The organism is Herbivorax alkaliphila (assembly GCF_030848475.1).
Taxonomy (GTDB): Bacteria; Bacillota; Clostridia; order Acetivibrionales; family Acetivibrionaceae; genus Herbivorax.
In genome coordinates this window covers 1-13,266 of record NZ_JAVDDS010000066.1, presented here as the reverse complement: position 1 = coordinate 13,266, position 13,266 = coordinate 1, and the positions used below count along the sequence as shown (strand labels likewise).

Here is a 13,266-nt window from a genome sequence, read left to right as displayed (position 1 = left end):
TTGTTATATATTATTTAAGCTTTAAGCTTGGTAGCAGTTAACCCTATAACAAATAGTTTTGTCTACACATTTCCTGCAATTCTTAAAAATCCATTGCTCATCATTACCTTTTGTCTGACATCTTTCTAAATAACATTTCAAAAAATTTTTAGTGAGCTTTTAACGTATAGATTGATACGTACACAAACTATACCCTAACAAAACTATTAATATGTTCTTCAATAATACCAGATTTCATCCATATTTGAACTAGTTTTTTAACTTTTAATTCAATTTTTTGATACTCCCAGTCTATATAATCCTGTAGTTCATTTGTTATTTCATCTATTGTAAATTCTTTATGCTTTTTAGATAAAACCATATTATAAATTATAAAGTTAATATCCCTTTCATTTTCAACAGGTGCTTTTACAAAACACATATATTTACATCCTCCTTGTAAAAACTTAATATATTTATTAATAATTATAAAATACTAAATAAAACACTTTTTTTAGGTACTATTAAATTTTAATAGTTGCTCTTTAATATTATTAATAATTTCTTCACCAATTACTTCTCCTATTCTTTCTCTAAAATTATTATAAATAGCTATACAATCATTATACGATTTCTTTTCTTGATTTAAAACATATACATAAAAACTCTGATAAAAATCTATGTCATATTGTAAAGTTTTTTGGACGCTTGAAACACATTTATACAATAAAATCTCATCTTCTCTATCGTCATTATTCTTATATAAGTAAAGTGGTTTACCAATTCCAGTTTTCAAGGTTCTGTGAATTATAATAATATCCTTAAAATATTCTCCATATTCTTCTCTAATACGTGATATTGCCTTTGCAGTTGTCTCTTCAAAAGGATTCACTCTTTCAACAAACAAATTTGAACTTATTCTTGGTAAAATATATCCACCAATCTCTGTAATGTTTTCTTCATTTATATATTTTTCACTCTTTGTTTTAATAAAATTTAATTGTTTAAAATATTCATCTATATTCATTTTTTTATCATTCTCATCTAGACTCTTCGATTTTTCTTTTAAAGATTCTATAATGTCTTCTACTTCATTATATTTTTCATTTAGGACTTTAGCAACTGCCAAATCAATTCTTCCAAAATCTTCTTTTTTCTTTATAATAGAATAATACGACTTTTCATTAGTGAGTAGTTCTTTAAGCTTATATGACAATATATCATCTAAATTATAATATTTCAAAAAATAATGCTTTTTTAATATCGTTATTAACCAAGAGTCATCCCACTGTATAAGAGAATTAGAATACTCTAATTCCGAAGTTTGATTTTTTATTGCTTTCCAAATCCCTGAAATATCATAAGGCAATATATCTCCATTTTCTTCAGTACCCTCATTTTCACTGCTATATAAATATTCTAAACTAAGTTTAAATATTGTTTCTTGTAATAAATAATCAGTTTTAACTACTCTATGGTGATATATTATATTTTTATATATATCAAATCTTCTTTGAAAGTAATTATCTAAAGTATTTAATACTTTTATAGACGGACAGAATATAAATCTGTTTTTTATACAATGTAGTTTCATACTATTAATTAATCTCTCATACTCAATTTTTCCAACATCTAATCCTGAGTTTAATGCATCCCTTGTAATATAGTCTAATCTATCACCATCTAGTGTTCCATCTATAATATTATGAATATCCGTTAAAAAATCAGTTTTTTCTGTTAAAATCCCAATAGTTATTTCTCTCACAAGTACTTCAAATATTTGATTCCTATATTTGTCATCATCATGATGCATACTTTGATTTAAATCTTTGATAGCAGCAAGAGTTATATTCTTAGAAACATTAATTCCAATCTCTTCATGTAACTGTGCATCTCCATCAACACAAGGTTTTATTACTTTTAAAAAGTATCCTATCCTATCATTGTCGCTTATATCGTTTTCTATATGCTTATATACTTCATTTATTGCATTTTCAGTAATATGACTAAACGGCGGATGTCCAACGTCATGTAATAAAGCACTTATTCTGACTGCTTCAAATATAACACAATATATCCATTTATAGTTTTGGTCAATGTTTGATGGCATGAAGTAGTTATATATACCTCCACAAATGCTAAGGCTATCTTTAAGATTATCTATTCTATTAAATCTATTAGCAAATTTGTTTTTATAATTTGCATCACTTTTAATATTGTTAAATACTTTCTCAATTTCCATACGTGATACATTAAAAAACTCTTTCAGTGTTTCAGACTTTGCATTAGAAATACTATAAAAAAATATTTTGCTACACAAAAACATAGTTCCTAGAGAGTGTTCAAATCTTTTTGTTCTGTTTGCAGGAAATGTTAAGTATGCAGTAGAATTTTGATGTATATTATGCAATCGATTAAAAATAGTTGTAGAAATTATTCTTTTTTCATATTCACTAATTGTAATTATCCCATGAATATTATCAGCAACGTTTGTTGCTCTATCAACAACCATAAAGAAATTCTCCCTTAATTATCTATGCAAATCACATTTAACTAAATTATACCTATTATCAGTTTAAAGTGCAAGAATATTTAATAATTAATTATCATGGATTAAGTATAAAATTTTTTCAAAATGTATCAATGCAATCTAAGCATAAAATTCCTAATTAATAATTTATAACCATATCGTTTTACAACATATATTAAAATATTTATTATATCACTCTAACAATACTTCTTAAGCACATTCAACAATATCGCTATCTTTTGACTATTTGAAACAGCCTCTCTATAATCCTCAAACATCAATGTCTCTATATCATTTAATAAATTCTCACTAAAACCTTCTATATCTTGATTTACAAATGTCATCTCAACTTCTTCACCATTTTTATCTGAATACTTAATTTTATATGTCTCCTTGTCTCCTGCCTCAATCACATTCTGCTCATCAAAATCATTTATGTTATCCACAGCACACTTTACATCCTTCATAAAAATTTCAACAGTATTATCGTTCCAATCATCAATTCTTAATCCAGTAAATATCTTAGCTAAACTCTCTACAAACTCCACATTATCATTACCTAGTTCTTTTACCTTCTTTAAAAGTTGATCTTTTGAATCTGCAAAAACATTGTTTTTTGTACTGCTTTTAAGACCATCATACCAATCCTTAGCAGCAGAAGTTAAAGTTAACCCTTCATTTCCTCTAGGTTCAAATATCTCTTTAAGGTTATCCGTTAAGTATCCTTCTATTAAGTCATACTCAACATTGTCTAAGGATACAATACATTTTTTTAAACCATCTATAACTTTATCATAATCCTTTGTATTAAATATACTAAAAAGCTTATTAAACAAAAAGTCCCTTGAATTGATTTTAGTTCCTCTTAAACTATTTCTGAACCTATCTATTTTTTGATCAATAGCTTCAGGGGTAAAACTATCCGTCACACCTTCTTTTTTATGTATTTTTACATAGTCCACTTTATATTCTTTTGCATATTTAGGTAGCTGTAAAAACCATCTGTGAACTGCTTTAACTATATATTCAAAAGTATTATATTCCTTCTCACTTTCATCTAAATAATCTAAAAAAATCTTTTCCATTTCATTTATATATTTTTCTTTTTTTTCATTCCATGTTTCACAGTATATTTCATAGTCATAAGGCTTGTGATTTATATTTTCTAAAAGCTGTCCAGTGATTTCCATTTCGACATTACTATATGTTATTACGGTATGCTCTTTATATTCTCTTAAAACAACTGCAATATAAATTGGTATAAGCTCTAGTTTAAGCCCTATGCCGTATTCAGGCTTTGTTAACTTATCATAGAGTTCTCCAAAACTTTTTTTATTTTCATTAGATTCAATTATAAACTTTCTTATTATATTTATTACATTTGAAAACCTTTCATTAAGTCCTTCCGTTGTCAGATAAGCTGTATCATCCTCAGTTTTTTCTTTATAAATTCCTGGCACTAAAAGTGTAGCTCTCATTATACTGTAATCAGGACCATTTCCAAGAAGACCTAATTTATATTCTGTTTTTGTTTTAAGTATATTTTGAAGTACTTTTCGCCTTGCATTCTTAATTTGTTTTGTTATTTTATTTTTGTTTATCATATCGTTAACTATTAGAGGCATGTGAGGATATAAATCATAACAAATATCTGACAATAGTCTTGATAATGTAGACTTTCTAAATATATTAACCTTCTCACCACTATTATAATAATCAGCTAATCTATATTCTGGGGCTGTAAATGTTTTTAATTTATTATCTATAATATTTTTAATATCTTCTAAGTATACATTAAGCTCTTCATTCAACACAGAATCAAAATTACTGTGCTCGTTTTCTCCTATTAAATAGTATATGGCATCGTATTTTCTCAAATCATCTGACAACTTTAAAGGTTTATGAGGTAATATAAAAACTACTCTTTTGTTTTTTACTTTATTTATCTTTTTTCGTATATCTTTAATAATATCTATATCATCTATGAGAACAGCATAAATAACGCCATCTCCTTTAATACTAGAAATCTTCTTTTCCCAGTCATTAACTTCTAATAATTCTTCACCTGATATAAAATCAAAATTAAAATATCTTACAATCTCATTTTCATCATTATATCCCACAGGATAAACATAATAGTTTTTGCTGTACTCTCTTATTGCAGATTTAACATTGTATAGAGGTTTTCTTTTTTCTATTGTATTTAAAATTAAATCTTCAATATTTACATCTGTTGCTTCTGTAAATTTTAAATGTCTTTTACTTTTCATATAGTGAAGTATTTTATTATCTACAAGATCTTGTACTATTTCATCAATATTTTTAAAATCTACTACACATGGAAAAAGGGAATGTTTTATTGTATTTATGGTTGGAGGAATTTTATCAAAACCATCAAGCATATAAATAACTGCAAGTATTTTAATAACTTTATTCGATGTATCTTGATCTATTAGCTTTCCCCCTAATTTTTGAACGTTTTTTAAAGCTTTTACTGCCTCTTTCCAAACCTTATATATATTTGAACTGTAGTTCTCCTTTTTGAATAATTCTTCAAAATAGTCAAAAATATAAGCAACTGTTATAAATGGTAAATCTCCTTCTACATTTTTAACAAAATAACCCAATGTATTTTTATTATGTGTAGATAAAAAAGTAAAAAGAGTTCTTTCATTTTGTGCAATTTTCTCAGATATTTTAGGCAAAATATATGTTGCCACTGGTTGAAGTGGATAACATCCATAAATAACCTTAGATTCAAGGTCTTTTCCTATTTCATCAAATAACCCACTCCTACTAGCATCTTTTGCTAGCTCTTCAAATCTTAATTTGTTTTCTTGCTTAAATCTGTTCCAATGCACTTCATCTTTTATAATAGCCTTTGACATTATTTCATAAGTCTGAGATTCTAAATTATTTATACTAACATGTCTAAACCTTTCATTAACTGCTTTCCATGCATCTATTTTTTCTTTAGGAAGTTTATCTACATAGTTATCAATATCTTTATGAGATGTGAGCATTATGTGAAGTTGATTCCCTCCACTCCTATTACAATACTCAGCTATATCCTGTAATAGTTTGATTTCCATAGAAGAATTAACATCTACACTAGCTTCTAAAAACTTACTAAACTCATCATAAATTATAAAAATCCCATTGTAGCCCACACTCTTAATTTTCTCAATAACGCTTTTATACTGTCCTAATACATCTTCAATTTGAATTGGATTAAATTCACTTCCTGAAGTTAATTTAGGATATATAGAAGTAAAGATATCATATGTTGACTTATCATATTGACTTAACTTTGTTATAAATTCATTAATAGGTATATTTAATTCATTCACCAATTTTTTGTACGTATCTTTATATTTTTTTTGCCATAACTTAATCATTTTAATGGCAGAATCAAAATAAGTATCCGGTACTATTTCTTCTAGTTTTTCTCTAATAAGAGATTGTTTTAGTCCAACCATTAAGTTTTGCTTTATACTAAGACTGTTACCTGATATTATTACTGGCAATAGCTTTTCAGGCTTATTAATAATACTTTTTGCTAAGTCATATAATTCTTTTTTATGCTGTTTCATCGTATTGAGAATATTAGAAAAAAGCCCTGCATCTTTTCTATAAAGCATTGAAGCAATTAATAGTACTAAATGTGACTTTCCCTTTCCATAAGGACCTATTAATATCCTTGCTCTAGTTGTACTATCTGAAGTAGTGTTATAATTTAGTAATACTTCTTCCATTATTTCCATAGCACTAGATGTTAAAATATAATTTTTAATTTTTTGATCACTGTTAAAATCATATTCTAAATTTATGGAATACTGAAATTCAGGTGCTGTGCTAATAATATTTGATAACACATTTTTTCTTTGGCTCATTTTCATACCTCAACCTTTTTATAAATTTATCTCATTGTAATATTTTTCAAGTGCCTCATCCCACTTCATATCTGTAGTAATCTGTATTACATCTATTCCAGCAGTCCTTATTGCCTTTAAATAACCACATTGACTAAGTTCATCAATATAATGATTTAATGTCATTAAATCCATATTGAATATTTTACCCACATTAGATTTTTTCTCAAGCAAGTCGGCTATTTTTATTTCCTTAAACTTATTTTTAGCAGTTAATTTATAGTGTTCAAGTATTACTGCTAGAAAGATTAAGGGACTTACTTGTCCTTGTTTAATACTCTTTTTATAGTAAATATTTTTACACTCGTCATGCTCGATTAACCCTAATTCACTCAAAGGAGATTCAATGATATCTTCAGGATTTATTGCTTCTTTTAATCCTCTTCTCTTTGATAAATACGTATTAATAACACAGCTAAAATCAGCTTCAAGAGAACTCATAGCAACTTCTTGTTCTTTTTCGTTAAATCTAATATACCCATCTAAACCATTTACAAAATCATCTTTTGAAAACTCTCTTACATTATATTCATTAAATAACCAATACCAGGATGTAGCCAATTCTTTATTTGATGCCAACTTGTAATGAAGAAAATACAGTGTTCCTGGCTCTTCAAAATATTTATCATTTTCCCATACAATTTCACCAAACCTAGTAAACCGTTGGGGTTTTTGGCTATTAACTCTTTCTTCCACAGTAAGCCCCACTGCTTGCATCCAGTATCTTAAGGATTTCACCATATTAGCCCCTATCCCTAAAATATCTGTCTGCACAAATTCTTTATCTGAAAACACTCTAGGTTCTTTTTTTACATTTTTTAATCCTTTATTTAACCATCCTTTTCTAATATAAAAGGTCTCATGTGCTCGAAACTTCATTTAGTTTCCTCCTAAGCTCTATTTGAAGATACAAATAAATACTTGTACATCATACATCCACCATCTAAATATTTTGCTGTTACACACATTTTGCATTTTTTGCATTTTTCTTTATCAATTATATATGAATTATTAGTTATTTTAATTGCTCCAAATTTACAAATAGATTCACACCTTAAACATTTTCTACATGCATTATATTTTCTTATCTGGTACGAAATCATCCTTTGAAGGTCATCATGATTTTTAATGTCCTTGTGCTTATTTACATTTAAAGTTTGTATTTTTACTGCATGAACATACTCGGAACCATAGTATGGCTGAATAGATATAATCGGTATATTGGTTTTTTGATGCAGTACCAATACCTCTCCAATAAGTTTTTTACCCAATTCTTTTGAAACAATACCAAAAGGTAGAAACATATTGTAAAAGTTGTCATCCATTTCTTTATTTAATTTATATATCTTTGCATTTTCATCAGTTGTGCAGTCATTATAATTTATTTTAACATCTTTAGCTGCGTCTACACCATATCCCCCTTGTCTTGCTTTCCATTTGCCATCATCAATATACTGTTCTGCATCAGGTTTACCTATTGACTTTGCAAATCGAATTAAATATTCTCTCCACTTCTTAGCTTCCTCAGACATATATATTTTTGATAAAAAAAGAGATCTTTCACTATTATTTGGGCAACACCAGCATCCAACTCTGTCATAGCCTAATCTATAGGCATCGTTAAAATCAATTTTTTCTGCCAGCATATAAAGCCACAAATCTATGTCTTTCCAAAAAAATATAGGTGAAGCAACAATTTGTTTTTGTATTTTTGCATGTTCATTATTTTTTGTTATCCTTTCAAATTTGCTTCTGCTTGCAGACTCAAATTTTCTTACTCCATAAAACGTAAGTATAGAACTATATCTTTTAAATGTAGAAGCTATAGTTCTAGTAATAGGACCTGTTTTAAACATAGTACAGCACCACCTCATAACTCTACTTGGTGGTCCAATATCTTCACAAACCTCATAAAAATCCTGATCAGCATTTACAGCAGTCCTAAAAATAGTCTGCCTGTTATTTTTTCTAAATCTTTCTACATACTCTTTTGTTAATGGAAATTCTAATGTTGTATCTCCAAAAACATGTATTATTTGAGGAATACCTAATGCTCTTAAAGCTAAGCTTGAAACCACTGTAGAATCTTTTCCTCCTGAGAAGGATACCATTATTTGCTGGTCTGCATACCCTTCCCTTGCCTCATTTATAAAATTATAGGCCTCATTTTTTAAATAATCAAGCCTGTCTTTATTTGCTTTAATAAAATTATCTATGTTTTTATTAAAATAACTATAATTAATTCTATCTTTATTTTCATTTAATTTTTTTATTATATAATCAATATCTGCAAATTTCATATCTTTTGCACTAATAAAATACTTTTTATTCTTCAAACCATTTATATAATACTTATTGCCTGTAGCTGCCCATACAGCATCCTTTTCATGCTGGAAAGGTTCTATATTTTTTATAATTTCCATCAAAAGCCTCTCTTCTGGAAAAACTGGTCTCAAATCTACAGTCAAGTAATAAACCTTTCCCTTACAAAGAGTACAACAATGCTTATTGGTGTCATTTGCACTTCTTATTATTGGAACGTTGCAATTATCACACCAATATATCTCAACAGGAATATCCTCTTGAGTTTTTTCATTACATGTAGGACATATTTTTTCAAGCACTTCTTTTTCGCAATTTTTACACCAGATATGTATCACCCTTCGTTTTTACAGGAGTATTTTCATAGGTTTTCTTCTTTTTAAATCATAATTATATATTATATTAATATACAACTACATTCAAGAGACTTTTATCCTCAAAACTCTATTTGCCAGATGTGATCATTTAAAAAGTGGCCATTATCAATTTCTGATATCCATTTAGCCCATGAAACAAATTGTATTTGTTTCATACATTTATTTAAGTACTGTTTTGAATTATCACACAAAAGTATTAACATATTCTTTGGCCTTGTAAGAGCTACATATAGTATTCTTAATTCTTCCTCAAGAAACTCAATTATTTTATTCTCTAAAAGCTCTGTATAATCTTTATCCTCTATTTTTACCTCATCATTAAAATAGTCACTACCAATTGCAAGCCTCTTTTCACCTGATTTGTTTTTTAAGATTATTTTAGGGTATACAGTTGGTCTGTTTATTTTTTTATCAAAATATGGCACAATGACAACCTTAAAAGCAAGACCTTTTGCTTTATGAATTGAATATAAAGAAACTACTCCACTATTTTTTTCAACTTCAGCAATATCCGCATCATCTTCTTCCTGATTAGACATAATCATAACATTTAAGTATTCAAGAAATTGTATTGGCTGCATAAATTCTTTAATCATTAAATCCCTTGCTTTATCCTTTAATTTTTGAAGATTTGCAATTTGCTGATACATTCCTTTTGAATAATAGTACTCTTCTATATGTGTCTCAGAATAAATAAAATCAATTATTCTCTCTACTGTATCTTCTCTAAAAACTGTTGAAAGTTCATTTAAAAAATTGTCAAAATCTATGTCTGCCTCATTTTCTGTAATAGCTTTATAGTAATCGGTAAAATATAATTCAGTTTTATATTCTTTACCTGTATTTATTATGCTGTTAAATAATTTGTATGTATCTATTACTTCTTTTGACTTGTAAAAACCTTTACCTCCAGCTACTTCAACAGGTATATCAGCACCTTTTAAACGGTCGGCTAAAACATCTAAATCATAATTGCTCCTGCAAAAAACAGCTATATCTCCATAAGATATTTTCTTACCACGTATTTTTTCATTTTCAACAAGATGGTTAATAACATCAATAATATCTGTTTCAAAAGATATTCTAATAGGATTTTTTTCTGATTTGTCAGAGGCTTTTAATTCATCAATTTTTTCAAGTCTCATTTTTTGAAAATCTATCTTGGTTCCCTTAAATGAAAAATCATGATTAAATATTTCATTTATCTTTTTAAGAAGTTTGTAATCCGTCCTGAAATTTTCATTCATGACTGATTTAGGTAAATTTTCATTTCTCTTTTCTTTTATTTTTGAAATAATATTTGACATTTCTACAGAATTTTCTATATCCGATCCACGAAAGGCATAAATGGACTGTTTTTCATCACCAACTAAAAAAACATTAACACCATTATTCATAAGAGAATTAACTAAATTAAATTGATCCTTATTTGTATCTTGAAACTCATCAATTAAAATATATTTGTATTTTTCGCTTGCCTTATCAAGAACATACTTGTTTTTCATCAAAAGAGCAGCCTCTTTGATTAAATCATCTGTAGTTAAAACATTTTCAGAGTGTTTAAATTCATCTATTTTCTCAGATATTTCAAGATACATATCCATAAAAAGCCTTTTAAAATCATTCCAATAATCATTATTCTCAGTATTAAAATTATATTCTTTAACTGATTCCCTATCAAATTCAATTCCCTTATTGCAATTATCCTCTAATAGTATACTAAGCAATTTAGCGACTTTATATTGAGGTATTTCTCTTAATACGTATTCATGATGATGTTTGTTGACTATAGAATTTATTATTTCATTAACATTCTTCTTTATAGATGCAATTTTAAAATTTGAAGGAATACCAATATGAAGTCCATATTTTCTAAGAATTTTTTCACAAAAACCGTGTATTGTAGATATATAAAGCATATTGGTTATTTCTACCTGAGTTCTCATAAACTCTTCTGTTTTTATTTTCCCAGTTTTAACAGCAATTTTTTTATGCTTTAACCACTCGTAATAAAAACGTTCACTTAGCCTTTCCTTCATTTCATCAGTTGCTTTATTTGTAAAAGTTATTATTGCAAAATTATCTAAACCAACACCTTCTACATTCTCAATAATGTGCATTATCTTACGTACAAGAACTTCTGTCTTTCCTGTTCCGGCACCTGCCTTTAAATAATTTGGATAGACTTCATCTAATATAACCTGATTTTGAATATCTGTAGTATTTTTTTCTTTTAATTTTTTATTATACTTATTAAAGTTCATCCCTATCCTCCTTAGACATATGACGAAAACCCTTACACATTTCTTCCATCATACAGTAATTACAAAACCTACTCTTTTTCATCTCTGCCAACTTAAAGTCGGTGTTTTCAATCTTTTTTGCAATTTCATTTGCAACAATGTAGTTATCTTTAAAAAAAACATTTATTCTAAAGATAAGTTTTCGCGTTAAACTAATTCTATCAATATCAGGGTCATTTTCCTCTAAAGCTTCAATAATCTCATTAGTTTCTTTGACTTCTTCTCTATTTCCTTTAAATCCTGTTTTCCACGTCAAAAATTCAAGTATATTTTTAGTCTGATATCTTCTTATAATTTTACTACTAGCATCTGTAAATAGAATATCATTCTCAAAAATATAATTATATTTGTATCTATCAGAAGTGATTGTTTCTTCATATTCTCTTACTTTAAATTCATTAAATTTAGAAAAATGAATACTTCCTACTATAAATCTAACAACTTTACTCAAAACCCTATTTTTTATGTCTTTTTTCTCATACTCAGTTATAAAACTAAAGTATTTTATAACTTTAGGAAAACAATCTTCTATAAGTGACTTTATGATAAAATAAAACTCATCATTATGTGCAGAATAAATAATATTATTAGCTTCACTATATTCTTTGAATTTCTCAATTACTAAACAATACAAAACAGCTTCACAATAGAACTTTAACTGAAAGCTATTTGAATATGCAATATGTTTGTATTGATTATTATAGTACAATTGAAAGTATAATCTTTGGCACAACATGTATTTTCCTAATTCGTTTACCGAATACTTTTTCTTTTTGGGTAGTTTTATAGATGTATATTTGTTTTTATTAAAACTAAAACTTGTTTTTGATTTTATGATATTACTTTGACAAACATCTTCTATATTTTCATCAAACATAGAAGTAATGTCTTCAACAAAAATTGAAGGTTTGTTAGTAATTTTATCCTCTTTTTCAGCAAAAGTTATATATAGTTTGTCTTTAGTAAAATCAAGTACATTTTTAAATAGATATCTTTCTAACTTTAAGTGATACTTAATTCCATGAATTTCAGCTGGACGTTTGTTAATTTCATATTTCTTATCATCCATAATCTGTAGTATTTCTTCTGTAAAGGGAAATTCATATTTGTATTTTCTAGGATATTTGTCTGACTCAAGCATCATAAAGAAAGAGTATTTATACTTGTGCATGTTCTCTAGATTCACTACATTTATCTTGATTCCATCAGGTATTTCATCTTCTAAAAAATCTTTTTCCCAATCTGTCAGCATACCTTTTAAATTATCAGAAAAATAGTTTGAATCTATTCCACTTACTATAGAATTTTTACCAATTTGACTAATTGCAGTACTAAATTTTTTTATTATTATTTGATCAAAACTCATATCTTGCTTTTCAATATTTAATATTCTGCCAGCATCCATTATTTGATTTTTTAGTTCTTCGATATGTTCCTCAATGCTACCCTCAATATCTTTTACTAAGTTAATAATCATATGAATTTCCTTCAATATATCAGACAAAGATTTTATGAATTCTATGTCTATATGATTAAAAGGATGCCATCTATATAAATCAATTTTAGAAGTTTCATATTTATATATTAATATCTTTTCTGCTTGTTCAATCCAATTTTCTATTCTAGTTAGATTCTCAAAATACGCATGAACATTTTTAAATTGACTAATAAATTCATTCCATTTTTCATCTGTCTTGTTTACATTATAGTGCCAATTAGAATAGAGAATCATTTTGAAGCCCTCTATAGTCATTCCATTAGCAATTATACTATAAATCTGAAATACAAACTGTCCAATAGGATATGATGCTATTGGACGCGGC

At 27.1% G+C, this 13,266-nt stretch carries 7 protein-coding genes; all 7 read right to left on the bottom strand.

The annotated features are described in order from the left end of the window. Positions 1-187: 187 nt before the first annotated feature. The gene (locus tag RBH29_RS16010) at positions 188-421 is read right to left on the bottom strand and encodes a hypothetical protein (protein WP_306698001.1); all 234 of its coding nucleotides are present in this window, start codon (positions 419-421) and stop codon (positions 188-190) included. A 72-nt stretch (positions 422-493) separates the two neighbouring features. After that, entirely contained in the window at positions 494-2,491 is a 1,998-nt protein-coding gene (locus RBH29_RS16005) for an HD domain-containing protein (RefSeq protein WP_306698000.1), read from the bottom strand. Between the two features lie 215 nt (positions 2,492-2,706). Then, positions 2,707-6,402 (bottom strand): hypothetical protein, encoded by a 3,696-nt coding sequence (locus tag RBH29_RS16000; RefSeq protein ID WP_306697999.1) that lies wholly within the window; start codon positions 6,400-6,402, stop codon positions 2,707-2,709. An 18-nt stretch (positions 6,403-6,420) separates the two neighbouring features. After that, complete coding sequence (locus tag RBH29_RS15995; protein ID WP_306697998.1) at positions 6,421-7,320, bottom strand: DUF4007 family protein; 900 nt, start codon at positions 7,318-7,320, stop codon at positions 6,421-6,423. An 11-nt stretch (positions 7,321-7,331) separates the two neighbouring features. Beyond that, positions 7,332-9,065, bottom strand: a complete 1,734-nt coding sequence (locus RBH29_RS15990) for a phosphoadenosine phosphosulfate reductase domain-containing protein (RefSeq protein ID WP_306697997.1) — start codon at positions 9,063-9,065, stop codon at positions 7,332-7,334. Between the two features lie 134 nt (positions 9,066-9,199). Then, a complete protein-coding gene (locus tag RBH29_RS15985) occupies positions 9,200-11,404 on the bottom strand; it encodes a UvrD-helicase domain-containing protein (protein ID WP_306697996.1) in 2,205 nt (734 codons plus the stop codon). After that, positions 11,394-13,266: PD-(D/E)XK nuclease family protein (locus RBH29_RS15980; RefSeq protein WP_306697995.1), on the bottom strand; the 1,873-nt coding region annotated here is incomplete at its 5' end. The genes RBH29_RS15980 and RBH29_RS15985, both read right to left, overlap by 11 nt.